The organism is Senimuribacter intestinalis (genome assembly GCF_943192965.1).
GTDB classification, from domain to species: Bacteria; Bacillota; Clostridia; order Peptostreptococcales; family Anaerovoracaceae; genus Senimuribacter; species Senimuribacter intestinalis.
In genome coordinates this window covers 147,323-171,262 of the sequence record NZ_CALPCF010000002.1, presented here as the reverse complement: position 1 = coordinate 171,262, position 23,940 = coordinate 147,323, and the positions used below count along the sequence as shown (strand labels likewise).

Sequence of the window (23,940 nt, the reverse complement as noted above, 5' to 3'; positions counted from 1 at the left end):
CACCTCTCTCTTTACTATAAGGTAAGCAGTTCAGGCTCACCATCATTAATAACAACAGTATTTTCATAATGCGCTGCAAGCTTTCCGTCAGCTGTAACCACTGTCCAGTCGTTGAGCAGCGTCTCTACTTCGTAGCCGCCCTGACAAATCATCGGTTCAATAGCAAATACCATACCGCTGACCAGTCTCGGTCCTTTTCCCGGCTTGCCGTAGTTAGGAATCTGCGGATCCTCGTGCATATCTCTTCCTACGCCGTGTCCTACAAAGTCACGAATAACAGAAAATCCTGCACCCTCCGCATGTACCTGAATGGCATGAGAGATATCTGACAGTCTGTTTCCCGCTCTTGCAAACTTGATACCTTCGAAAAAGCTTTCTCTGGTAACATCAATCAGCCTTTGTGCTTCAGGTGCAACTTTGCCGATAGCGTAAGTTCTTGCTGCGTCACTGACATAGCCTTTGTAGGTCGAACCCACATCTACGCTGACAATATCGCCTTCCTGAATGATTCGATGCTTGTCGGGAATGCCATGCACGACCTCTTCGTTAATGGACACACATGCGCTGCCGGGAAAACCACCGTAGCCTTTAAATGATGGAATCATTTTGTTCTTACGGATGGTTTCCTCTACATAGCGGTCGATGTCCATAGTGGACATGCCCGGTTTAATAAAGTCTTCCAGCGTTTTTAGAATATAGCCGGTAACTTTTCCGGACTCGCGCATTAAATCAATTTCCTGTTTGGATTTGATGATGATCATACTATTCACCTAAAGCTTTTACAATTTCAGCAAATACAGTGTCGAGAGGAAGCGCTCCATCGATAGTAACGACATTGCCTGCCTTTGTGTAGTAATCCACCAAAGGCTTGGTCTTTTCGTTGTATTCTGCGACTCTGGTTTCAACAGCATCAACGGTGTCGTCCGCTCTCTGGAACAGCTCGCCTCCGCAGAGGTCACAAATGCCTTCTTTTTTAGGAGGAATGTTTACGACATGGAAGGAAGCGCCGCAAGCCTTGCAGACTCTTCTTCCGGTGATTCTTGTAACCAGTTCTTCCTTTTCAACTTCGATATCAATCACAGTGTCAAGTTTCTGACCATGCGCTTCTAAGAATTCATCCAGCTTTTCAGCCTGGTAAACAGTTCTAGGGAAGCCGTCGAGCAGGAATCCATTCCTGCAGTCATCTGCAAGAAGTCTGTCTGTTGCTAAATCGATTACCAGCTCATCTGGAACCAATTCACCTTTGTTCATATATTCCTGTGCTTTCTTTCCAAGCTCTGTTCCGTTTTTGATGTTTTCTCTGAAAATATCTCCAGTTGAAATGTGTGGGATATTGTATTTCTCCACAATTTTCACTGCCTGTGTGCCCTTACCGGCTCCCGGAGGGCCTAACAATACTGTTCTCAGCATTTGCTCATCTCCTCTTATTTCAGGAATCCCTGATAGTTTCTCATAACCATCTGGTTTTCCAGTTGTTTCATTGTATCAAGCGCAACGCCTACTGCGATAAGCAGAGAAGTTCCACCGAAGTGCATTCCCTTCAGTGCTGGAACCAGTACGCCTAAAATTGTCGGCAGCGTTGCGATTACTGCCAGGAAAATAGCGCCTACAAATGAAAGTCTTGACATTACTTTGTTCAGATATTCAACTGTTGCTTTTCCCGGTCTGATACCCGGAATAAATCCGCCGTTTGCTTTCATGTTCTGTGCTACTTCCACAGGGTTAAAACTAACTGCTGTATAGAAGTAGTTGAAGAATATGATGAGCAGTACATTAAATACTGCATATACCCATACACCCGGATTTCCGGCAGGTGACAGCCACTTCGTTACAAACTCAGTAAAAGCAGTGCCTGGGAAGAAGTATGTGATTGTCAGTGGGAACTGCAGGATGGACAGTGCGAAAATTACCGGAATTACCCCTGCCTGGTTAACCTTTAGAGGGATATGGGTGGATTGTCCGCCGTACATCTTTCTTCCTACAACTCTCTTTGCATACTGTACAGGAATTCTTCTGGTACCCTGCTGAATTTCAATAACGCCCAGAATAACTGCAACTGCAAATACTACGAACACCAGCAGTGTTACGATGGAAAGCGCTCCATCGTTATACTGCGTCCATAAACTGCGAAGTCCGCTCGGAATTCTTGCAACGATACCGCCGAAGATAATCAGAGAGATACCGTTACCGATTCCATTTTCGTTGATCTGCTCACCCAGCCACATCAGGAATGCAGTACCTGCTGTGAGAACCAGAATAATTACTGCGAAAGAGAACCATGTCTGGTCGGTGATTGCTCTTCTGAACAGACCTACTGTCAAGCCAAGCGCCTGAATCAGCGCAAGGACGATGGTCAGATAACGAGTAATCTGCGCCATCTTCTTTCTTCCTTCCTGTCCTTCTTTTGCCAGTCTTTCAAAATAAGGGAAAGCCATGGTCAAAAGCTGGATAATGATGGAAGCCGTAATGTATGGTGTAATACTTAAAGCAAATATGGTGAACTGACTGAAAGATCCACCGGAAAACAGGTCGAACAAGTCGAATAATCCGGTTTCACCTGTAAACATCTGTGCCAGCGTACCTCTGTTGATTCCCGGTACAGGAATGTTGGATCCGATTCTAAAAACGACCAGCATTAACAGCGTGAAAATCATTTTGCTTCTTATTTCAGCGACTTTAAATGCCTGTGAAATAGTCTTAAGCATCTCCATCTTAAATCACCTCTGCCTTTCCTCCAGCAGCTTCGATTTTTTCAATTGCGCTCTTAGTAAATTTGTGTGCCTTTACTGTGATACCGATGTTCAAAGTTCCATTTCCAAGAATCTTGATTCCGTCTTTCACCTGTTTTACCATGCCTAATTCTTTCAACAGCTCAGGTGTAACTTCAGTACCAGCTTCAAATCTATTAAGATCTTCTACATTAACAATTGTATACTCTGTTCCAAAGATGTTGGTGAATCCTCTCTTTGGAAGACGTCTGTAAAGTGGCATCTGTCCGCCTTCGAAGCCAAGTCTGACTCCGCCGCCGCTTCTGGACTTCTGACCGTTCATACCTCTGCCGCCGGTTTTACCCTGGCCGGTAGCAGTACCACGACCTCTTCTTTTGCGGTTTTTAGTGGAACCTTCTGCCGCTCTTAACTCATGCAGTTTCATTTTACCTTGCACCCCCTATCTTACAGTTCTTCTACAGTAACAAGATGTGCTACTTTTGCTACAGCACCGCGAGTTGCAGGTGTGTCAGCTAATTCGACACTTCTATGCATCTTCTTCAGTCCTAACGCTTCGACAACTTTTCTCTGTTTAGGGGAAGCGCCAATTGTGCTCTTTGTCAATGTGATTTTTAACATAGCCATGAAACGTTCCTCCTTATCCTAAAATTTCTTCAGGAGCTTTGCCTCTCAGCTTAGCAACTTTTTCTACAGTCATCAGGCTCTTCAGACCTTCCAAAGTTGCATAAGCCATGTTTCCAGTGTTGCTGGAGCCGATGGACTTAGCTCTCACGTCTTTGATACCTGCAGCTTCCAGTACGGTACGTACAGAGGAACCTGCGATAACTCCGGTACCCTGTGCAGCAGGCATCAGTAAAACTTTACCTGCGCCGAAAATACCAACGTTTCTATGTGGGATAGTTGTTCCAACTGTAGGAACATATATTAAATTCTTCTTAGCATCTTCTGTTGCTTTTCTTACAGCTTCAGGAATTTCCTGTGCTTTACCAAGACCAACGCCTACATAGCCATTGCCGTCGCCGACTACTACAGTTACGCTGAATCTCATGTTTCTACCGCCTTTAACAGTCTTAGCTACACGTCTGATATTAACGATAGTTTCTTTTAAGTCAAGCTTGGATGCATCAATGATATTACGCATTCCTTATCTCCTCCTGTTAGAATTTTAATCCGCCTTCGCGAGCGCCATCAGCCAGTTCCTTCACTCTTCCGTGATAGAGGAAACCGCCTCTGTCAAAAGCAACAACTTCGATTCCTTTTGCCAGTGCTCTCTTTGCGATGGCTTCACCGACTTTCTTTGCAGCTTCCTTGTTTCCACCGTAACCGATTTCGGCTTTCAGTTCCTTATCAAGGGAAGATGCAGAAGCTAAAGTAACTTTGTTTACGTCGTCGATAATCTGGCAAGAAATGTTCTTGTTAGACTTGAAAACGCAAAGTCTAGGCTTCTCAGGAGTTCCGGATAAATTCTTTCTGACTCTTTCGTGTCTCTTAACACGTCTGTCGTTTCTGCTTTCTTTTGCCATTTTTCTTCACTCCTTTCCTTATTTAGCTCCAGCTTTTCCTTCTTTTCTGCGGATAACTTCGTCCTCGTACTTGATACCCTTTCCTTTGTACGGTTCAGGCATTCTCCAAGCTCTGATGTTTGCCGCATAGTTTCCGATAACTGCTTTGTCGATACCCTTTACTACTACAGTGGTAGCATCAGGAACTTCTGTTGTGATTCCTTCAGGGTCTTTCATTTCTACAGGATGAGAATATCCAAGGTTCATAACCAGTGTGTCACCTTTTTTCTCTGCTCTGTAACCAACACCGATCAACTGGAGTTTCTTCTGGTAACCTTCAGTTACGCCAACTACCATGTTGTTTACCAGTGTTCTTGCCAGACCGTGCTGAGATCTGTACTCTCTAGCATCGGAAGGTCTGGTAAATAAAATTTCGTTTTCTTTTACTTCTACGCTGATTAATTTGCTTACCTGTTCCTGCAGCTGACCTTTCGGTCCTTTTACTGTTACAAGATTGTTTGCATCTACAGTAACTTCTACGCCGGCAGGAAGTGCAACAGGTCTATTACCTATTCTAGACATAATTCATTACCTCCTACCATACATAACAGATGACTTCGCCGCCAACGCCAAGCTGTCTTGCTTTCTTGTCACTGATTACACCTTTAGATGTGGAAACGATTGCGATTCCCAGACCGCCCAGTACCTTTGGTACTTCGTTAGCCTTTGCGTAAACTTTCAGACCAGGCTTTGAAATCTTCTTAATTCCTGTGATAACTCTTTCTTTGCCGGCACCGTACTTCATCTGAACTTTGATGATGCCCTGCTTGTTATCGTCTATAACTTCGAATCCATTAATGTAGCCTTCTTCCAGTAAAATCTCTGCGATAGATTTTTTGATTCTTGATGCAGGGATTTCAACTGTTTCATGACCTACAGTATTGGCATTTCTGATTCTTGTTAGCATATCTGCTATTGGATCTGTCATTGTCATTACAGTATATCTCCTTTACTCTTGCGCGGTTCGAAGCGTCTAATCCTTTCTTTTTGCTGAGATCGGGGCGGTAAAATTCACCAAATCGGAGATTTGGGAATTTCTCGCACAAGACCTACCAGCGATTTCTTTCAGAAATCGGGTTAGGGCTTCGCCTTCGCACTGATTTAACGAATTCTTACCAGCTAGCTTTTCTTACGCCAGGGATTTCACCTTTGTAAGCAAGCTCTCTGAAGCAGATACGGCAGATGCCGTATTTCTTTAATACAGAGTGAGGTCTTCCACAAAGTCTGCATCTTGTATAAGCGCGAGTGGAGTACTTCGGTTTTCTCTGCTGTTTTACTTTTAGAGATGTCTTAGCCATCTTAACCTCCTATTGCTTTTCGAACGGCATGCCCAGAAGCTCAAGCAGTGCTGCTGCTTCTTCGTCAGTCTTAGCCGTCGTCGTAAATACAATGTTCATACCTTTGATTGTGTCAACATCATCATAGTTAATTTCAGGGAAGATTAACTGTTCCTTGATACCCATGGAATAGTTTCCTCTGCCATCAAAAGAGTTTTTGCTAACACCCTTGAAGTCTCTTACTCTAGGAAGAGAGATGTTGAAGAACTTATCAATAAATTCATACATGTTATCCCCTCTCAGAGTAACTTTTGCTCCAACCGGCATGCCCTGTCTCACTTTGAAGTTAGCGATGGACTTTTTAGCCTTTGTTACAACCGGTCTCTGACCTGTGATCAGTCCGATTTCTTTTACGGCTGTTTCCAGAATCTTAGCATTTTCTTTTGCTTCGCCAAGACCCATATTTATAGTAACTTTCTCCAGCTTAGGTACTTCCATTACATTTTTGTACTGGAACTTTTCCTGCAGTGCTGGGAATACTTTTTCTTTATAAGTTTCTCTTAATCTTGCTGTCAAAATCGTCTCCTCCTTTCTTAGTCGATTACAGCTCCGGTCTTTCTGTTGACTCTAACTTTTTTGTCGCCATCAACTTTGTAACCAATCTTTACTGCTGCTTTTGCTTTTGTATCGTAGAACATTACGTTAGAAGCGTCGATTGGACCTTCTACATGTTTGATTTCAGCCTTAGCAGTTCTTGTCTGCTTCTGGTGCTTAGTCTGAATGTTTACGCCTTCTACGATGACTCTGTTTTCTTTCGGCATAGCTTTCAGGACTTTGCCTGTTTTGCCCTTATCTTTACCAGTAATCACAATTACTGTGTCGTCTTTTTTAATACGCATCTGTCAACACCTCCTTACAGTACTTCTGGTGCCAATGACACAATCTTCATAAAGCCCTTATCTCTGAGCTCTCTTGCAACAGGTCCGAAGATACGTGTTCCCACTGGGCTCTTGTCTTCTTTATCTTTAATGATTACTGCAGCGTTCTGGTCAAACTTTACATAGCTGCCGTCTGCTCTTCTGGCACCTTTCTTAGTTCTAACCACTACAGCCTTGACAACGTCACCTTTTTTAACGACGCCGCCTGGTGTTGCTTCTTTAACAGCACAAACGATTACATCACCGATATTCGCATACTGACGGGAAGTACCGCCCAGAATACGGATACATAAAAGTTCTTTTGCACCTGAATTGTCAGCAACTCTTAATCTAGTTTCAGTCTGAATCATGATTTGGTGCCTCCTTATTTAACTTTCTCTACGATGTTCACAAGTCTCCATCTCTTGTCTTTGGACAGAGGTCTTGTTTCCATAATTCTAACTTTATCGCCAATCTGGCATTCGTTGTTTTCATCGTGAGCCTTCACCTTCTTGGTTCTTTTTACAGCTTTGCCGTAAAGGGAATGTCTTACGAAGTCTTCGATTGCAACAACTACAGTCTTATCCATCTTATCGCTTACTACGATGCCGACTTTAGTCTTTCTTCTGTTTCTTTCAACTGCCATAATTTACATCCTCCTTTCTTAAGCCTGAACCTTTTCCAGTTCTTTTTCTCTTATGATAGTTTTCACTCTAGCGATGTTTCTCTTTACTTCTCTCATTTTAACAGGGTTTTCAAGCTGGCCTGTTACGTGCTGGAATCTCAAGTTGAACAGTTCTTTTTTCATCTTTTCCAGCTCAGCTGCGAGCTCGATTTCTGTCATTTCTCTCATTTTCTTTAATTCCATTATGCTTCACCACCCTCTGCTGCGTTTTCCTTGATGGCAAACTTACATTTAACAGGTAACTTGTGCATAGCAAGTCTCATAGCTTCTCTTGCCTGTTCTTCAGTTACCCCCTCAATCTCAAACATGACTCTGCCAGGTTTTACAACTGCTACCCAGTACTCAGGTGCACCTTTACCGGAACCCATACGTACTTCAGCAGGTTTCTTTGTTACTGACTTGTGTGGGAAAATCTTGATATATACTTTACCACCTCTTTTGATAGATCTTGTCATGGCAATACGAGCTGCCTCGATCTGATTGGAGGTGATCCATCCACATTCCTGTGATACCAGGCCATATGCACCGTAGGTAATTGTGTTGCCCTTGGTTGCTACGCCCTTCATTCTACCTCTATGAACTCTTCTGTGTTTAACGCGCTTTGGCATTAACATGGCTTTGTTCCTCCTTTCTTCAGTGCTTATTCTTCAGTAGCTTCTGCAGTTTCCACTGCTGCTTCTACCTGTGGTTCTTCTACTTTTTCTACCTTCGGAGTCTTTCTAACTCTCGGGTTTACAGCTTTCGGCGCTTCGTGTCTGTCGTTTCTGTCGCCGCGATCATTTCTCTTTCTGTCGCCACGTCTATCGTTTCTTCTTCTGTCGCCGTCTTTCTTGCCTCTTCTGTCTCTCTTTTCACGCTTTTCTTCGCGAACCGGGCTCTGTAATCCCTTGTCGAGGATTTCTCCGTGGTTAATCCATACTTTGATACCGATCTTACCATAAGTGGTGTCTGCTTCCGCAAACCCATAATCGATATCAGCTCGAAGAGTGTGGAGAGGAACGTTACCTTCGCTGTACTTTTCACTTCTAGCGATTTCAGCACCGCCCAGTCTTCCGGAGCAGAGAACTTTGATTCCCTTTGCGCCAGCTTTCATGGTTCTGCCCATTGCCTGTTTCATGGCTCTTCTGAAAGATACACGTCTTTCTAATGCCTGTGCGATGGACTCAGCTGTCAGCTGTGCATCGAGTTCAGATCTTCTAACTTCTTCGATGGAAATCTCTACTTCTTTCTTTGTCATTTTAACCAGTGCAGCCTTCAGTTCTTCAACGCCGTTGCCGGAACGTCCAATTACCATACCAGGTCTTGCAGTTAAAACGATGACTCTGATTTTGTTTTCTGCAGCTCTTTCAATTAACACTTTAGAAACGCCTGCAGCATATAATTTTTTCTTTACGTATTCTCTGACTTTGTTATCTTCAACCAGCATGTCTGCAAAGTTGTGCTTGTTTGCATACCATTTGGAATTCCAGTCTTTGATTACGCCCACTCTCAATCCATGTGGACTTACTTTCTGACCCATTCAATGAACCTCCTATCTTAGTCTCTTTCCTTCAGAGTCACGCCAACGTGGCTTGATCTCTTCAGAATGATTGATGCTCTACCTTGTGAACCGGCTCTCCATCTCTTCATTGTAGGGCCCTGATGAGCATATACCTCAGCAACGTATAAATTGTCCGGATTCATATCGAAATTGTTTTCAGCGTTTGCTGCTGCTGACTGAACAACTTTTTCAACGATTTCAGCACCTTTACCCGGTGTGAATTTCAGGATTGTTAATGCCTCCGCTAAGTCTTTGCCTCTAACCAGATCAGTTACCGGTTTCAGCTTGATAGGAGACATTCTTACGTATTTTGCAACTGCTTTTGCTTCCATTTCTTATCTCCTTTTCTTATCTAACCTTTGATGACTTATCTGCAGCATGACCTCTGTAAGTTCTGGTTGGAGCAAATTCTCCAAGCTTATGTCCTACCATGTCTTCTGTAACATATACAGGCACATGTTTTCTTCCATCATGGACTGCAATTGTGTGACCCACCATCTGTGGGAAGATTGTAGATGGTCTAGACCAAGTCTTGATAACTTTCTTTTCGTTCGCTTCGTTCATTGCTTCGATAGCTTTCAGAAGCTTCACGTCTACGAAAGGACCTTTTTTAAGTGATCTACTCATTTATCTATGCTCCTTCCTTATTTCTCATTTCTTCTCTTTACGATATACTGATTAGAAGCTTTGTTCTTCTTTCTGGTCTTATAGCCAAGAGCAGGTTTACCCCAAGGAGTAACAGGACCTTTACGTCCGATAGGCGCTCTACCTTCACCACCGCCGTGTGGGTGATCGTTCGGGTTCATAACAGAACCTCTAACGGTAGGTCTGATACCCATGTGTCTTTTTCTTCCTGCTTTACCAATCTGGATGTTGGAATGATCTGCATTTCCAACTTCACCGATGGTTGCTCTGCACTGAATCAGAACTTTTCTAACTTCTCCGGAAGGCAGTCTTACCTGCGCATATTTGTCTTCTTTTGCCATCAGCTGCGCGGCATTACCTGCTGATCTTGCCATCTGACCACCTTTGCCAGGCTTCAGTTCGATGTTGTGAATCATTGTACCAACTGGAATGTTAGCGATTGGAAGTGCGTTTCCAACCTTGATATCAGCTTCAGGACCGGAATAGATTACATCGCCTACCTTTAATTTTTCAGGTGCGATGATATATCTCTTTTCACCGTCTGCGTATACGATTAAAGCGATGTTTGCGCTTCTGTTTGGATCGTATTCGATTGTCTTAACAGTTCCCGGAATATCGTCTTTTCTTCTCTTGAAGTCGATGATTCTGTATTTTGGTCTTGTACCGCCACCTCTGTGTCTAACGGTAATCTTACCTCTAACGTTTCTTCCTGCATGTTTTTTCAGAGTTACTGTCAAAGATTTCTCAGGAGTTTTCGCTGTGATTTCTTCGAAAGTAGAAACGGTCATACCTCTCTGTCCAGGAGTCGTTGGTTTATATTTTTTAATTCCCATTCGTAGTTACCTCCTATATTACAGACCCTGGAAGAACTCGATTTCTTTGCTGGCTTCTGTCAAGGTTACAATCGCCTTCTTGTAAGCAGCTCTTCTTCCCATGGTTCTTCCCATTCTCTTTAATTTTCCGTCATAGTTCATAATGTTGACTTTTTTAACTTCAACACCAAAGATTTCTTCAACAGCCAGTTTTACCTGGGTCTTGTTAGCGTCTGTTGCAACTTTGAATGTGTACTTCTTTTCCTGTGCCTGGTCCATACTCTGTTCGGAGATAACCGGCTTGATAATTACGTCGTATGCGCTTCTCATTATAAGTACACCTCCTCAATTTTTTCGATTGCTTCCTTTGTTACGATGAAGCTTGTGTGGTTTACGATTTCGTAAACGTTCATGGTTCCTACCTGGGCAGTTTTTACGCCAGGGATGTTTGCTGCGGATCTAACAACGTTTTCGTCTTTTTCGGCAGTGATGATCAGTGCCTTTCTTGCAGCTTTGACATTCTCTAAAACCTTAACCATTTCCTTAGTCTTAGGAGCATCAAATTTCAGTTCATCGAGTACGATGATTTCTTTATCTAATACCTTTGCGGAAAGAGCGGACTTCAGTGCCAGTCTCTTTAACTTCTTAGGTACTTTATAGCTGTAATCTCTTGGCTTCGGTGCGAAAGCGATACCGCCTCCTACCTGTGAAGGGTCAGTTGTGGAACCCTGTCTGTGACGACCGGTACCTTTCTGTCTGAAAGGCTTTCTGCCGCCTCCTCTGACTTCGCCTCTAGTCTTTGCGGACTGTGTGCCCTGTCTCTGGTTTGCCAGATAATTTACAACAACTGCGTGAACAGCGTTAGCATTTGGTTCGATACCAAAGATTTCGTCTTTAAGCTCAATTGTTCCGGCTTCAGTTCCGGCCATGTTAAGCATTGTTACTTTTGCCATTTTATGCTTCCTCCTTTCTGAAGTCTATTCTATTTGTCCTGACCTTTGACAGCGTACTGGACTTTTACCAGACTTCCTTTGCCGCCAGGTACTGCGCCCTTAACCAGCATCAGGTTTCTGTCAGTGTCAACTTTTACTAAAACTACGTTCTGAACGGTAACAGTTTCGCGTCCCATTCTACCAGGTCCGGCATTACCCTTGAATACTCTGGAAGGATAAGTACCAGCAGCCAGTGCGCCGGCTAATCTCTTGTGCTTAGAACCGTGGGTCATCGGACCTCTGTGATGTCCGTGTCTCTTGATGTTACCCTGTGTGCCTTTACCTTTGGAAGTACCGGTGATGTCCAGTTTGCTTCCTTCTTCGAAATCAGCAACAGTGATAACCTGTCCTAATTCGTAAGTTTCGCCTTCTTCTACTCTGAATTCAGTCAGATGTTTCTTCAGAGGAGCACCGCTCTTTGCAAAGTGACCTGTCATAGGTTTGTTCACTCTGTGTGCTTTCTGATCTTCGAATGCAACCTGTACTGCGTTGTAACCGTCAGTTTCTACTGTCTTAACCTGTGTTACAACTTCAGGACCAGCTTCGATAACTGTTACAGGAATTACTTCTCCTGTTTCTGCGAAAATCTGGGTCATACCGATTTTCTTGCCTAAAATAGCTTTCATATTGTTTCTCCTTTTCACTTACATTGGATTGCTCTGGTGTGCAACTTGCCGCAGCGGCGCCGCATCTTGCGCCTGGGCTCTCACAGGTGAGCCTTTGGCAGCTTTTCCCTCTCATGCAATCTTACTAAGGGAAGGTCCCTTACTTTACTTGTCTTTTTCCGGCATTGCTGCGTTGCTGCTCCTTCTCTGCGATACTCACGCACTTAAGTGCGCTCCGTTTCTCGAAACTCACACGCCTTGCACTCCCGAAAAAATCCTGCGTAACTTTACTATTACACCTTAGCTGACTACAGCTTGATTTCGATGTCTACGCCAGCAGGTAAATCCAGCTTAGTTAAAGCGTCTGTAGTCTGCAGTGTAGCATTGGTGATATCGATCAATCTCTTGTGTGTTCTCTGTTCGAACTGCTCTCTGCTGTCCTTATATTTGTGAACAGCTCTCAGGATTGTCACGATTTCTTTCTCTGTCGGAAGCGGAATCGGTCCGGAAACGTCTGCGCCAGTTTTCTTGGCAGTTTCCACGATCTTCGCTGCGGACTGGTCTAATAACGCATGGTCATAGGCCTTAAGCTTAATTCTGATTTTCTGTAATTCGCTCATTTTTTCCTCCTAAAATTTTTTGTACTGTTTTCGCTATGCTTGTACAGGGGTTCTTTTCTGACCAGATGTTCTGTGCCTCGCGAATCTGCGCAGAACCCAGTCAAATGCCCACTTCTGTAACGTGTGCGGTGGAATTGCTTACTTTGCACACGGCTCCGTGCGTTTCTTTATTTTTCGCACAAAGCAAAAGTCGGCGAACACCTTCGCCCCCATCTGGTGGGGACAATTCTCTGTAGAAATTACCGGATAGCTCCGCAACTTCCTACTTCATCGCCTTAAGCAAGCCTTTTAATTATATATGAGGTTGGTAAAGATTGCAACCCTTTTTTAAAAAAACTTTTCACGATTTTTGAAGTTTTTTCATGATATGACACAGTGATTTCAACTGCTTAAACCCCATATCATTATACACTGATCCTGGCGTTTCTATTATGACAACAACCATCTTAGAATTCATTTTACCTGTGCTGCACTATTTTCCCTAAAAACACCCTGGAAGGTGGACTTTTTCCAAGTGAAAAAGCGGCATCCGCACCATGACCCTTGATTCAGCGTTATATGGTGCAGCATCAAGACTACACAAGCGCAGAAACGCAACATTGCCTTACATTTGCCTTAAAATGGTGGAGATTTTTACATTCCTAATTCGAGATTCTCTGCATGTATATCCGATGACTGCACTGCGCCATCGACTTAAACCCTGAAAATCCGCATCAAAAACTCACCTCCCGGTAGCGCCCGCAGCTCTGCCGGACTTACAGCTTTCATGCGCAGAACCAAAACACTGTATGCCGCCATGCTGAGTAGGATACTGCATAAAACGCCCAAAGCGTTTCCCGCCCATGCGAAGACTATATTATAGGAGCCATACGCGCACAGACCCATAATCATAGCTGCCAGCATAGGCTTTACAAAGGTTTGCACAAAGGGAAAGTGTACACCAGTTTCCTTTTTTATTTCATGCAAGTTTAAAATCAGTGCAATCAAATATGCGCCACTTGTTCCCAAAGCAGCTCCCCTCACATGAATAGTGGGAATACCCACCAGCACATAGGTCAGCACCGTTTTCAGCACAGCGCCGACAGCCATATTGCGCACCGGTTTCATCTGTTTACCTACGGACTGCAGCGCTCCAGTTGTGGTCTGCACGATGGCAAGGAGTATCACGCCGATGGTCATAACCTGCAGAGTCGGCACAGCCTGCAGCGCATTTTCTCTCTGATTAAAATACAGCAAAAGAAGAATTGGTTTGGCAAGAACAAAAAGACCTACAGCGCAAGGACACGCTAAAAGCATAGTCATACGCATACTAATTCGGATGTTTTCCTGCACCTTATCTTTTCTTCCCTGCCAAAAAAATGCTGCAATGGAGGGCACCAGGCTCACCGCAATTGCCTGCGTAAAAGTCTGGGGCAGTGAAATCAGTGTATCGCAATAAGCACCATACTGATTATACAAGTTCAACGCCTCACTCGCTTCCCAACCTGTATCTTTTAACCTTGAAACCACCAGTGTCGTATCAATGGCTGACATCAAAGGCATGATTTCTGCCCCGATTACGATAGGTACTGCAATCCAGGCAATTTTCTTCAGAATTTCTACAGTCGATTCCGACCTTAAACCGGCTTCGCCTGTAAGGCGTTCGGGAGCTTTTCCAAATTGTCTACATCGTCTCCAGTAAATCGCACCTATTACGCACATGCCTGCCATGGCCCCCGCGACAGCGCCAAAAGTAGCGCCAGCAGCGGCGATATCCAAGCCCTCATCATATAAATAAAATCCCAGTCCAAGTCCTGCGGCTACTCGCACCACCTGCTCGAAAACTTCTGAAACCGCTGTAGGGCGCATATCCTGCTGTCCCTGAAAATATCCCCGAAAGGCAGCAAGCAGCGGTACGATACACAGCGCTGGCGCTATGGCCCTCAGAGAATTTTGAGAGCCGGGAATATCAATTACAAAGGCGATTAAATCTGCTCCGAAAAAACAAATGGCAAAAGCGGCTGCTCCGATTACCGCCATCAATTTCAGCGCTGTAAGAAAGACTTTCCTTGCGCCAGACCGATTCCCTACCGCAGTGCGCTCCGACACCATGCGCGAAACTGCAACCGGTATCCCCGCCGTTGCCAGCACTAAAAAAATGGCATATATCGTATATGCTACATTATAGTATGCCATACCCTCGCCCAGCTTGTTGGCAATAGGAATTCTAAGCGCTGCTCCCAGCAGTTTCACTAAAATTCCTGATATGCTCAAAATCACTGCGCCTCTTATAAAATCTCTCTTTCCATCCATGTTTTCTCCCAACCCTTTTATAGCTTTCTATTTAGTATATCAGAATAGACCATTTATTTGAACTGATATTTTATAGAAAGATAACAAAAGAAAAAGGACGTGATTCTCAAATTCAGCGAACCCCGTCCTATCTTTTTAATAATATTCCACTTTTGCCCGAAAGCGAGCCTTTGTATGTGTACATACCGGTCACTCACCCGGTGCTTCTATTCTATATTCTGTCGTATACTTTTTCCATAGATATCTCCGGATTTACTGCCGTCTTCGCTTCCATAGCAATAGATGCACAGGCGATGCCCATCTGCGCCGCTTCTCTGGCTGACATGCCTTTCACATGCCCCAGCAAAATCGCTGCAGAAAAAGCATCGCCGGCTCCAGTGGCGCTTAATACCCTCACCGACTTTGTCGCTGCGATCCCCTCGCAAGCGCCTTCTCTGTAATAAGCACCCTTTTCGCCAAGACTGATAAAGACCCTTTTTACACCCTGTCTGCAAAACCATTCTCCTGCTCTTGACAGAGAAATCTCATCAGTGATCTTAATACCGCTTAACAGTTCTGCCTCAATGCGATTGGGTTTTATGGTGTGAAAAGCTCCGATAATCGGCTTTACCCGTTCCGCCTTTGAAGCAGATACCGGATCCAGAAACAGAGGTACTCTGGCATGCTCCGTGATGTAGTCCAAACTCTCCCTCTGTAGATTGCAATCCACACCAACGATTTTCGAGCGATTCAAAAACTCCATCTTATCTTCCAGAAATGCCGGTGTAATCCGCTCCAAAATATCCATGTTGCAAATGGCAAGTTCCATATCATTTCTATGATTGAGAATAGACAAATACACCCCCGTACTTTCACCCTGAATATGGTAAATATGATCTGTACCCACACCCAGACTTTCAAGCTGTTTTCTAGCACTTTCTCCCATAAAGTCATCACCTGTCAAAGAAAGCATGGCTGCATCGCCGCCCATTCTTGCGATATTCTCTACGATATTTCGTCCTACGCCTCCAAAGGACTGATTCACAATCCCTGGATTGGAATCCGCCGTGCGAAGAGGCTGATAGGGAATCCCCTCAATATCAATATTGATTCCTCCGACTACAGTTATCTCTGCCATTTTCTTGCTGCATCCTTTCTGGTATACCTCTTATCAATCCGTAAAAATACTTCCGCCGATAAACTCTCTGATAATTGAGTTGTTGACGATGATACTGTCATCCTCTATGGTTTTAAAGAAACGCAGGAATTTCAGCATGCGCACTGCATCTGCATATTCTGCTTCCTGGGGACTTATTTCCTTCAACAGCGGCTCTGCATATTTCTTTAGAACTGCAATCTCATAAACATGGTACGAATTAAACAGCACATCCGCTTCTCCGCTGTACGGGAAAATATTTTTGTCCTCACCCGCACGGACCTTTGGCCAACTTGCAATAGTGCTCTGCGCGTTGTGTCCTCTATACAGATTATCGCGCACCATACGCCGCAGCATTCGTTCATCAGTCGTTGGGATTCTGTTATGTGCATCGATATTAAGCTGCGTCAGCGGACTGATATAAACCTTAAACTTTTCTTCCTTCGGAATATAGGCAGTCAACTCTTCGTTGAGCGCATGGATGCCTTCAATGACGATAGGCTGATTTGCCTTGATCGATGTAATTCTTCTCCCGTATTCTTTATGTCCAGTCATAAAGTTGAAAGTCGGCAAATCCACCTTTTCGCCTGCCAGCAGGTCATTCATATTGCTGTTGAACAATTCAATATCCAGCGCCTGTAAATTTTCATAATCCCTCTCGCCGTGCTCATCGAGCGGCGTCTGCTCCCGCTCAACAAAATAGTCGTCAGTTCCCATATAAATCGGATCCAGACCATTCACCTTCAGCTGAATGCAGAGTCTGCGCGCAAAAGTGGTCTTGCCTGATGAAGACGGTCCGGCAATGAGAACAATCCGTTTATTCTGCTGTTTTATCATATCGGCAATCTCTGCAATTTTCTTCTCGTGCAGCGCCTCAGAAAGCTGAATCAGCTCTCTGTACTGACCATTTTCAATTTTCTCATTCAAATCCGCCACGTAGTTGACGCCCAGCAGTTTGTCCCATCTGGTTTGTTCTCCAAATGCCTGATACATCTTCGTTTCATCCACATAAGGCGGAATCTCTCCCGGATTCGATGGGTGCGGAAAACGCAGCAACACGCCGCGGCGATATTTCATCAGCTGAAAGAACTGAATATATCCTGTAGACGGCGCCATCAGCCCATAGAAAAAATCTCTGACATTGCCGAGGGAGTAGAACTTTACGTCCTTTAAATTAAGAGAAGCACCCATAATCTTCTGTTTGTCTCTGCGCCCTTCTCTTTCAAAAATCTCCATGGCTTTTTCTCTGGAGACAACCTCTTTCACAAAAGGCATATCGGCATCTACGATTTCCCGCATTCGCTTTTCGATCTGCGCAACCTGCGCCTCAGTCACAACTTCTGCTGTCTTAATTTCTGTATAGACTCCTTTATTTAAAGAGTTCTGTATTTCAACACGCACATTGCCCAGACAATCTGACACGGCTTTCAGATAGATTAAAGACAAGCTGTACTGATAAATCAGATTAGCAGCCTGCGTCCTTATATCCAAAAGTTCCACACGGCATTCTGTATCCAGCGCATAAGTCAGATCCTCAAATTTATTGTCTACCTTCGCCGCTATAATCGTATAAGGCAAGTCCTTCTCATAGCTTCGATAAATTTCCTCTATTGTAATTCCCTGTTCCAGTTCCAACATTTCCCACGGACCCCTTGGAACTGTTCTAAGATAAACCTTCATATTTAATCTCCTTCCTTGCGGCAGTACCGCAATCCTTCTGAGGTTATTATATCACACTCGCCTTTTATGTAAAAGCAAAAACACAAAGAGAGGGATTTCTCCCTCTCTCATCTGCTGAAATTAGCAACATGTAGGTTCGCATGTGTCGCCGCAGCTGCCACATCCGAAAGCGCCCGGATTGCAGAACAGCAGAACCAGTAATAAGAAAAAGAATAACAGACTGTCGTCCATACCTCTTCTATTATTAAAACATGACATAATACATACCTCCTGTTTTAGTCGTTTGCTATATATTATGTGGTCTGCTTGTCATTGGTTCATGAAAAATCGACACAATCTGCTAGCTTAAAACGGAGTTGCATCGCTGACCTGCACAGGCGTCAAATCCACAGACTCTTGCTCTGTCTCAGTATCAGCTCTAGACTCCTCCACCTCTTCAGCTGAACACTGACACGGTTTCTGAGATGCGCATGACAAATCCTCACCTTCTGCGACTTCCGGTTCAGGCGGAAGTGCTGCTTCATAGCTTTCGGCATCAACAGCCTCTGCAATCGCACCTCTGGCCTCGGCACTCTGCTCAAACTGTTCTCGCTGACGATCTCTGCGCTGTTTCTCAAGCCTTCTGCCTTCTTCCACTGCCTTTCTCGTGTTATTGTTCAGATACAAATCCACCAGCTTTCGCATTTCTGCAGCATGAAGGGTAATGCCCTTACGCATGCGTTCATGATGAGGATCCCAATCGCGAAGATCATATTTAGCGGCAGCGCCATTCCAACTGATGATATTCAGCTCACGATTCCATCCGCTCTCAAATCTGGTGATAACTCCTAAATGTTCTTTAATTTCAAATGTGATATTTTTCTCTGACATTTCCATCTCTCTTTCCATGCCAGTTCGCCCATGTATATACTACCATTTTTTACATTTACTGTCAACTTCTTTATCAGCATTTTATTTTCCCTTACACACAAGCTTAGAAAATCAAATACTACTATTGCTGCGGTTCGATTTGGATTACCACAATCTCTGGTCTATTGAACACTCTGAACGGGAAGGTACTGTTGCCCAGTCCCCTGCTGATTACCATAGTACTATTCCCCGATTGATGCATACCACTTGTCAGCTTCGGTAAAATTCCCTGCCCAGGCGCAAACAGTCCCTGTGTGAAAGGCAGTCGAATCTGTCCGCCGTGCGCATGCCCTGCAAAAATCAGATTGATACCAGGTACAGCATACACTTCCAAAAACTGCGGCTCATGAACCAGCAATAATGTAAAAGCATTCTCACCTTCCCCCGCATCTGTCAGAAGCGCCGCAATACACTCCCGCACCAGCTGCCTATCAATTTCCGTATCAGAAACCTTCTCTCTACTGCACTTTTCTCCTTCACGTAAAGCGCCGCCGCTAATCTTCGCACGATAAATCGTTTCCTCTGACAGCCCTAAAAGCCGCATCTGCGGCGCACCACTTTTTGTAAAGGTTGTCGCTCTGTCCCTGAGCAGGACAACTCCCATTCCTTCTAACACATCGTACATCTGCGATATTTCCTCTACGGGCAGCGCCAGCTCGTGATTTCCATCAACATAGTAAACCGGCGCAATCTTCACAAGTCCCTCCATCAATGTGATTCCCGCCTGATAGTCCGTATGATTTCGATCTGTCAAATCCCCTGTAAACACAATCAAATCCGGCGAAGCAGCCCTTGTTTTTTCTAAAATCCGTCTCTGTGCTTTGCCGAAATACTCACTCTGTAAGTCCGACAGATGTACAATCCGAAGTCCGTCAAGGGCAGAAGGCAGCGCCTTGTTCCAGTAAAAATATCTCGTTGTTTTTATGCTCTTTCTGCTCCACCAAAGAAAGCCTCCGAGAAGCAAAAGCAACACTGTCATCACAATCATCTGAATCAAATCCTTTTTTCCTTATAAACAGCATTATACAAGAAAATAGATTTTGCCGCAACATCCGCACATAATACACAGCAAATCCCTTGTATACAATCCACATGCTTTATGATATACTGGTATTCACGTATTACAAACAAGGAGGGCAAAAGTATGCAGCAGTTACAACAGAACAATCATCCGAAACGTCTGAAGCTCATCGGGGACAGAGCGTTTTATAAGAAAGTGCTTCTTATTGCCGTCCCGATTATGCTACAGAACGGCATTACCAACTTTGTCAATATGCTGGATAATATCATGGTAGGACAGGTGGGTACAGAGCAGATGTCCGGCGTTTCCATCGCCAACCAGCTGACGCTGGTCTTTAACATGGCAGTGTTTGGTGCTGTGGCAGGTGCCGGTATTCTGGGCGCCCAGTTTTTCGGCAGCAAAAATAACGACGGGCTGCGTCATACCATGCGTTTTAAAATACTCTGCGGTGTGATTCTGACCCTACTTGCCGCATTAATTCTAATTCCCTTCGGCGGCACGCTAATCGAAGCGTTTCTCCATCAGGGAGAAAGCCATGGCGATCTTGCTGCCACGTTAACCTATGGCAGAAACTATCTTTTAATTATGCTGATTGGCATGCTGCCCAGCGCCCTGTCTCAGGTTTATTCCAGTACACTCCGCGAAACCGGGCAAACTATCGTGCCGATGATCAGCGGTATCGTTGCTGTCCTTGTTGACCTGGTCTTCAATTACATTTTGATTTTTGGAAAATTTGGTGCGCCTGCTCTGGGTGTAGAAGGGGCTGCTATCGCCACTGTCCTCTCGCGCTTTGTCGAGCTTGCTATTATCGTAGTATGGACACATCAACATACGGAGCAACTTCCTTTCATCAAAGATCTCTACCGCAGTCTCCATGTGCCAGCAAGACTTGTCAAACAGCTGCTGCGCGTCGCTACGCCGCTGTTTTTCAACGAACTACTCTGGTCACTGGCGCTGGCTTTCCTGGCGCAGTGCTATTCCATGCTGGGGCTTGACGTCATAGCCGCAGAAAACATCGCCAATACCTTGAGTAATGTTACCAACGTAGTCTTCGCTTCTCTGGGCGGCTCTGTTGGCATCATCGTGGGGCAACTGCTTGGGGCGGGAGAACTGGAAAAAGCCCGGGAGGAAGACAATCAGCTCATCGCCTTTTCCATGTTCTGCAGCGTGATTACAGGAATTCTTCTCATCCTCATCGCTCCTCTGTTTCCGCAGCTCTATAATACTGCCCCGGAAATCCAGCATATCGCCATGCGGTTCATCCAGATTCAAGGACTGTCCGCGCCGCTGTTGGGATTTATCAACGCGTCCTACTTCACCCTGCGTTCCGGCGGAAAAACCATCATCACCTTCCTCTTTGACAGTATGTTCCTGTGGGTCTGCACCATTCCTGCGGTCACCATCATGGTTCGCTTTACCAGCCTGCCTGTGGTGCTGGTCTTCCTGATCGACCATTCGCTGGATTTGATCAAATGCGCCATCGGATTCGTCTTGGTCAAAAAGGGCGTCTGGCTGCAGAACCTGACCGGCGAGCAGGGCGAAAATCAGAATGAAAGTGAAAGTTGTGCAGACTAACCATAATCGCCATCGATTTGCACAACCCATCGCAAAACAATAAGTTCAAAGTTATGCAAATACTTGCTTGAATTCATCCCTTTGCACAACTTTATGCCAGTCAAATACCTTGAAGTGGTGCAGAACATGCTAATCTCTCGTAAATTGCACAACTATAGAAGGAAAAAAGGGTAAAAGTTTTGCAAATGAATGCTGCATCATAAAATCTGCACAACTGTATGATAACCAAAGCCCTTAAAGTTGTGCAAATCGGGTAGTTACCTTCTATTCCTGCACAACCACCTATCAAAAAACATAAAGCAACACAAAAGGCACAGCCCCAGCGGTGGTTCAAAATCCCACTAAAGGCTATGCCTTAATTTTTTCCTATTTCCGTACGTCAATTCCTTTCAAACTGTATCCTCTACAGCTCTATTTCCAGCTCCACTGGGCAGTGGTCGCTACCAAAGATGTCCGTATGAATCTTTGCATCCACAATTTTGTCTGCAATGCGCTCACTGACGAGAAAATAGTCGATTCTCCACCCCGCGTTGTTCTTGCGAGCGTTGAAACGGTAGGACCACCAGCTGTACACGCCTTCCAAATCGGGATATAGATAACGGAACGTGTCCACAAAACCTGCCGCCTGCAGTTTGCGCATTTTGTCCCGCTCCTGGTCGGAAAATCCGGCGTTGCCCCGATTAGTCTTTGGATTCTTCAGGTCAATTTCCTCCTTAGCAACATTCATATCGCCGCAGATGATGACCGGCTTCTTCTCATCCAGTTCCAGCACAAACGCCCTGAAATCATCTTCCCACTCCATACGGTAGTCGATTCGCTTCAGCTGATCCTGCGCATTGGGCACATAAACATTGACCAAAAAGAACTTCTCATATTCCAAAATCACAGCCCTACCCTCATCAGTATGCTTACCGAAATTAATCTGCACAGACTGCGGCGCTTCCTTTGCAAAAATAGCCGTGCCGGAATAGCCCTTCTTTTCAGCGCTGCTGAAAAATTCCAGATAATCGGGCAGATCTACTTCCGCCTGCCCTTCCTGCATCTTCGTCTCCTGAATGCAGATAAAATCCGGCGTAAGCGCCGTCATAGATTCTACGAATCCCTTGCCGAGACATGCCCTCAGCCCATTAACATTCCACGAAATTAGTTTCATCTCTTTGCTCCTTTATAATGTGCAAAGAGCACAAGCAATCTGGGCTGCAACCTTTGCATTGTTGTAAACAAGCTGAATATTCGCCTCAAGGCTTTCTCCGCCTGTAATTTCCTTTACCTTCGCCAGCAGGAACGGTGTCGTCTCTTTGCCGCTGATATTCTTTTCAGCGGCCTCTGCAATCGCCTCGTCAATAGCGCGGTTAATCGTATCTGCATCCATGGAAAACTCTTCCGGAATCGGGTTAGCAACCAACATGCCCGTATGCAGTCCGCATTTTCGCTGTGCATCAAAGGCTTCCGCAACCGCTAGCGGCGTATCCAGTCTATAATCTACGGCAAATCCGCTCTTTCGGGTATAGAATGCCGGCAGTTCTTCCGTCCCGTAGCCGATAACAGGAACGCCTTTGGTCTCCAGATATTCCAAGGTCAAACCCAAATCCAAAATCGCCTTTGCTCCAGCACAAACTACCATAACTGGGGTGTTAGCCAGTTCCTCCAGGTCTGCTGAAATATCCATGGTAGTTTCTGCGCCTCTATGCACCCCGCCGATTCCACCGGTTGCAAAAATTTTAACGTCTGCCATGTTGGCAATCATCATAGTCGTTGCCACGGTCGTCGCTCCGTCAATCTTTTGGGACAGCACTACAGGCACGTCTCTTCTTGAAGTCTTTACAATTTCAGCGCCTTTCTTACCCAAATATTCGATTTCGTCTTTAGAAAGACCGCACTTGAGTCTGCCACCGAGAATGGCAATCGTTGCAGGTACTGCACCATTATCTCTAATAATCTGCTCCACAGCAAGAGCCGTCTCTACATTCTTCGGATACGGCATGCCGTGAGAAATGATGGTAGATTCCAGCGCAACCACTGGTCTGTTACTTTCCAGCGCCTCTCTTACCTCTGGCGCAATATCTAAATACTTGTTCATTAAAACCCCCTGTTTATTATATTATCACAAGAATTTTTTCCTATTTTAAATTATAGACGCTTCTCCCTTTTTTTACAAGTTAATATTAGTATGAATCCTGCCGGAAGTGGTGATACTAAATGCAGGAGGTGAAGAACATGCGCCAAGCAGAAAAGAAAAAAGGAAAAGACAAAGTTGCTGCGGTTTTAATGCTTTGTTTCTGTCTCATCGCTCTCGTCTCGATTTTCACCATAAAGTCCAGCATAGACAAGATTGCAAAAAGTGCAGGTGATGTGCCGACAGCGACAGAAACACCGACAAAACCACAACTAGATGAGCAGACTGATTCCCCAACGGAAGAAGCACTCGATGAAAATGAAAATTCGGAAGAAACTGCTTCCAACATTCCAACAGTTGACAGCCAGAAACAGACAAAGAAGAAAACATCTTTTGCTAGTCCTATTGACATGTCAACAGCAAAAATTTCCAAGGAATACTCCATGGATATGGTGATCTACAACCTGACCTTAGACCAGTACATGACCCACCCCGGCCTTGATTTTGAGGCGCCGCAGGGTTCCGGCGTAAAAGCTGTGGCTGACGGCACCATCACGGAGGTTTACACCGACGACGCCTATGGCATTACCATCGAAATCACCCATCAGGGCGGTTACATTTCCCGCTACTGCAATCTGGCAACAGACAAGCTATGCGAGAAAGGCGATACCGTAAAGAAGGGGCAGGTCATCAGCAACATCGGCAAATCTGCGCTGTACGAATCCATGGACAAAGCTCATCTGCACTTTGAGCTTTTGAAAAACGGAAAAGTCTGCGATCCGACCAAAGTCATTTCTAACTAATCGCAGTCGAAAAAAAAAGAGCCAT

General features: G+C 44.9%; 34 protein-coding genes. 2 read left to right on the top strand and 32 right to left on the bottom strand.

Annotated elements, in window-relative coordinates; translation table 11 throughout:
• Positions 1-14: 14 nt before the first annotated feature.
• The 30 genes from map to NFR88_RS02685 form a co-directional block, all read right to left on the bottom strand.
• Positions 15-761: a type I methionyl aminopeptidase gene (gene map / locus NFR88_RS02830; RefSeq protein WP_251613396.1), complete on the bottom strand. Its 747-nt coding sequence runs from the start codon at positions 759-761 to the stop codon at positions 15-17.
• Position 762: 1 nt separating this feature from the next.
• On the bottom strand, positions 763-1,407 hold the full coding sequence (locus NFR88_RS02825) for an adenylate kinase (RefSeq protein ID WP_161880235.1): 645 nt from the start codon (positions 1,405-1,407) through the stop codon (positions 763-765).
• 17 nt (positions 1,408-1,424) lie between these two features.
• A complete protein-coding gene (gene secY, locus NFR88_RS02820) occupies positions 1,425-2,705 on the bottom strand; it encodes a preprotein translocase subunit SecY (protein WP_160202030.1) in 1,281 nt (426 codons plus the stop codon).
• A 7-nt stretch (positions 2,706-2,712) separates the two neighbouring features.
• The gene (gene rplO, locus NFR88_RS02815) at positions 2,713-3,153 is read right to left on the bottom strand and encodes a 50S ribosomal protein L15 (protein ID WP_160201949.1); all 441 of its coding nucleotides are present in this window, start codon (positions 3,151-3,153) and stop codon (positions 2,713-2,715) included.
• A gap of 20 nt (positions 3,154-3,173) precedes the next feature.
• Positions 3,174-3,353 (bottom strand): 50S ribosomal protein L30, encoded by a 180-nt coding sequence (rpmD, locus tag NFR88_RS02810; RefSeq protein ID WP_160201950.1) that lies wholly within the window; start codon positions 3,351-3,353, stop codon positions 3,174-3,176.
• 13 nt (positions 3,354-3,366) lie between these two features.
• Positions 3,367-3,870 (bottom strand): 30S ribosomal protein S5, encoded by a 504-nt coding sequence (gene rpsE / locus NFR88_RS02805; RefSeq protein ID WP_160201951.1) that lies wholly within the window; start codon positions 3,868-3,870, stop codon positions 3,367-3,369.
• Between the two features lie 16 nt (positions 3,871-3,886).
• Complete coding sequence (gene rplR, locus NFR88_RS02800; RefSeq protein ID WP_160201952.1) at positions 3,887-4,252, bottom strand: 50S ribosomal protein L18; 366 nt, start codon at positions 4,250-4,252, stop codon at positions 3,887-3,889.
• 18 nt (positions 4,253-4,270) lie between these two features.
• Entirely contained in the window at positions 4,271-4,813 is a 543-nt protein-coding gene (gene rplF / locus NFR88_RS02795; RefSeq protein WP_160201953.1) for a 50S ribosomal protein L6, read from the bottom strand.
• A gap of 13 nt (positions 4,814-4,826) precedes the next feature.
• On the bottom strand, positions 4,827-5,225 hold the full coding sequence (rpsH, locus tag NFR88_RS02790; RefSeq protein ID WP_160201954.1) for a 30S ribosomal protein S8: 399 nt from the start codon (positions 5,223-5,225) through the stop codon (positions 4,827-4,829).
• Between the two features lie 178 nt (positions 5,226-5,403).
• Positions 5,404-5,589: a type Z 30S ribosomal protein S14 gene (locus tag NFR88_RS02785; RefSeq protein WP_160201955.1), complete on the bottom strand. Its 186-nt coding sequence runs from the start codon at positions 5,587-5,589 to the stop codon at positions 5,404-5,406.
• A 9-nt stretch (positions 5,590-5,598) separates the two neighbouring features.
• Positions 5,599-6,144, bottom strand: coding sequence for a 50S ribosomal protein L5 (gene rplE / locus NFR88_RS02780; protein ID WP_160201956.1), 546 nt, complete (start codon positions 6,142-6,144; stop codon positions 5,599-5,601).
• A gap of 17 nt (positions 6,145-6,161) precedes the next feature.
• A complete protein-coding gene (gene rplX, locus NFR88_RS02775; protein ID WP_160201957.1) occupies positions 6,162-6,467 on the bottom strand; it encodes a 50S ribosomal protein L24 in 306 nt (101 codons plus the stop codon).
• A 14-nt stretch (positions 6,468-6,481) separates the two neighbouring features.
• Positions 6,482-6,856: a 50S ribosomal protein L14 gene (rplN, locus tag NFR88_RS02770; protein ID WP_160201958.1), complete on the bottom strand. Its 375-nt coding sequence runs from the start codon at positions 6,854-6,856 to the stop codon at positions 6,482-6,484.
• Positions 6,857-6,870: 14 nt separating this feature from the next.
• The gene (rpsQ, locus tag NFR88_RS02765) at positions 6,871-7,131 is read right to left on the bottom strand and encodes a 30S ribosomal protein S17 (RefSeq protein WP_160201959.1); all 261 of its coding nucleotides are present in this window, start codon (positions 7,129-7,131) and stop codon (positions 6,871-6,873) included.
• Positions 7,132-7,149: 18 nt separating this feature from the next.
• Positions 7,150-7,353: a 50S ribosomal protein L29 gene (rpmC, locus tag NFR88_RS02760; RefSeq protein ID WP_160201960.1), complete on the bottom strand. Its 204-nt coding sequence runs from the start codon at positions 7,351-7,353 to the stop codon at positions 7,150-7,152.
• The gene (gene rplP, locus NFR88_RS02755) at positions 7,353-7,784 is read right to left on the bottom strand and encodes a 50S ribosomal protein L16 (RefSeq protein ID WP_160201961.1); all 432 of its coding nucleotides are present in this window, start codon (positions 7,782-7,784) and stop codon (positions 7,353-7,355) included. The genes rpmC and rplP overlap by 1 nt, the downstream gene beginning before the upstream one ends.
• 26 nt (positions 7,785-7,810) lie before the next feature.
• Entirely contained in the window at positions 7,811-8,689 is an 879-nt protein-coding gene (gene rpsC, locus NFR88_RS02750) for a 30S ribosomal protein S3 (protein ID WP_160201962.1), read from the bottom strand.
• Between the two features lie 17 nt (positions 8,690-8,706).
• Positions 8,707-9,042, bottom strand: coding sequence for a 50S ribosomal protein L22 (gene rplV / locus NFR88_RS02745; RefSeq protein ID WP_160201963.1), 336 nt, complete (start codon positions 9,040-9,042; stop codon positions 8,707-8,709).
• A gap of 16 nt (positions 9,043-9,058) precedes the next feature.
• Complete coding sequence (rpsS, locus tag NFR88_RS02740) at positions 9,059-9,337, bottom strand: 30S ribosomal protein S19 (RefSeq protein WP_160201964.1); 279 nt, start codon at positions 9,335-9,337, stop codon at positions 9,059-9,061.
• Between the two features lie 17 nt (positions 9,338-9,354).
• The gene (rplB, locus tag NFR88_RS02735; protein WP_160201965.1) at positions 9,355-10,188 is read right to left on the bottom strand and encodes a 50S ribosomal protein L2; all 834 of its coding nucleotides are present in this window, start codon (positions 10,186-10,188) and stop codon (positions 9,355-9,357) included.
• An 18-nt stretch (positions 10,189-10,206) separates the two neighbouring features.
• Positions 10,207-10,497, bottom strand: coding sequence for a 50S ribosomal protein L23 (rplW, locus tag NFR88_RS02730; RefSeq protein WP_160201966.1), 291 nt, complete (start codon positions 10,495-10,497; stop codon positions 10,207-10,209).
• Positions 10,497-11,120, bottom strand: a complete 624-nt coding sequence (gene rplD, locus NFR88_RS02725) for a 50S ribosomal protein L4 (RefSeq protein WP_160201967.1) — start codon at positions 11,118-11,120, stop codon at positions 10,497-10,499. The genes rplW and rplD overlap by 1 nt, the downstream gene beginning before the upstream one ends.
• A gap of 29 nt (positions 11,121-11,149) precedes the next feature.
• Complete coding sequence (gene rplC, locus NFR88_RS02720; protein ID WP_160201968.1) at positions 11,150-11,785, bottom strand: 50S ribosomal protein L3; 636 nt, start codon at positions 11,783-11,785, stop codon at positions 11,150-11,152.
• Between the two features lie 287 nt (positions 11,786-12,072).
• The gene (gene rpsJ, locus NFR88_RS02715; protein WP_160201969.1) at positions 12,073-12,384 is read right to left on the bottom strand and encodes a 30S ribosomal protein S10; all 312 of its coding nucleotides are present in this window, start codon (positions 12,382-12,384) and stop codon (positions 12,073-12,075) included.
• A 693-nt stretch (positions 12,385-13,077) separates the two neighbouring features.
• Positions 13,078-14,676, bottom strand: a complete 1,599-nt coding sequence (locus NFR88_RS02710; protein WP_160201970.1) for a putative polysaccharide biosynthesis protein — start codon at positions 14,674-14,676, stop codon at positions 13,078-13,080.
• Between the two features lie 211 nt (positions 14,677-14,887).
• Positions 14,888-15,793 carry a carbohydrate kinase family protein gene (locus NFR88_RS02705; protein ID WP_251613393.1) on the bottom strand — a complete coding sequence of 302 codons (906 nt, stop codon included), beginning with the start codon at positions 15,791-15,793 and terminating at the stop codon, positions 14,888-14,890.
• Between the two features lie 33 nt (positions 15,794-15,826).
• Positions 15,827-17,491, bottom strand: coding sequence for a nucleoside kinase (locus NFR88_RS02700; protein WP_160201972.1), 1,665 nt, complete (start codon positions 17,489-17,491; stop codon positions 15,827-15,829).
• A 120-nt stretch (positions 17,492-17,611) separates the two neighbouring features.
• On the bottom strand, positions 17,612-17,749 hold the full coding sequence (locus NFR88_RS02695) for a hypothetical protein (protein ID WP_160201973.1): 138 nt from the start codon (positions 17,747-17,749) through the stop codon (positions 17,612-17,614).
• 87 nt (positions 17,750-17,836) lie between these two features.
• On the bottom strand, positions 17,837-18,379 hold the full coding sequence (locus tag NFR88_RS15200; protein WP_465250572.1) for a YdbC family protein: 543 nt from the start codon (positions 18,377-18,379) through the stop codon (positions 17,837-17,839).
• A 103-nt stretch (positions 18,380-18,482) separates the two neighbouring features.
• Positions 18,483-19,388: a metallophosphoesterase gene (locus NFR88_RS02685; protein ID WP_251613554.1), complete on the bottom strand. Its 906-nt coding sequence runs from the start codon at positions 19,386-19,388 to the stop codon at positions 18,483-18,485.
• Positions 19,389-19,544: 156 nt separating this feature from the next.
• Between NFR88_RS02685 and NFR88_RS02680 the strand changes: the two genes are divergently transcribed.
• Positions 19,545-20,996: an MATE family efflux transporter gene (locus NFR88_RS02680; RefSeq protein WP_160201976.1), complete on the top strand. Its 1,452-nt coding sequence runs from the start codon at positions 19,545-19,547 to the stop codon at positions 20,994-20,996.
• A gap of 403 nt (positions 20,997-21,399) precedes the next feature.
• Here the strand turns inward: NFR88_RS02680 and NFR88_RS02675 are convergent, their stop codons facing one another.
• Together NFR88_RS02675 and NFR88_RS02670 are read right to left on the bottom strand one after the other, a co-directional pair.
• Positions 21,400-22,149 carry an exodeoxyribonuclease III gene (locus NFR88_RS02675; RefSeq protein WP_160201977.1) on the bottom strand — a complete coding sequence of 250 codons (750 nt, stop codon included), beginning with the start codon at positions 22,147-22,149 and terminating at the stop codon, positions 21,400-21,402.
• Between the two features lie 12 nt (positions 22,150-22,161).
• Positions 22,162-23,076: a pseudouridine-5'-phosphate glycosidase gene (locus NFR88_RS02670; protein ID WP_251613390.1), complete on the bottom strand. Its 915-nt coding sequence runs from the start codon at positions 23,074-23,076 to the stop codon at positions 22,162-22,164.
• Positions 23,077-23,213: 137 nt separating this feature from the next.
• On the opposite strand from NFR88_RS02670, the gene NFR88_RS02665 reads away from it, so the two are divergent.
• The gene (locus NFR88_RS02665) at positions 23,214-23,915 is read left to right on the top strand and encodes a M23 family metallopeptidase (RefSeq protein ID WP_160201979.1); all 702 of its coding nucleotides are present in this window, start codon (positions 23,214-23,216) and stop codon (positions 23,913-23,915) included.
• The last annotated feature ends 25 nt before the right edge of the window (positions 23,916-23,940 follow it).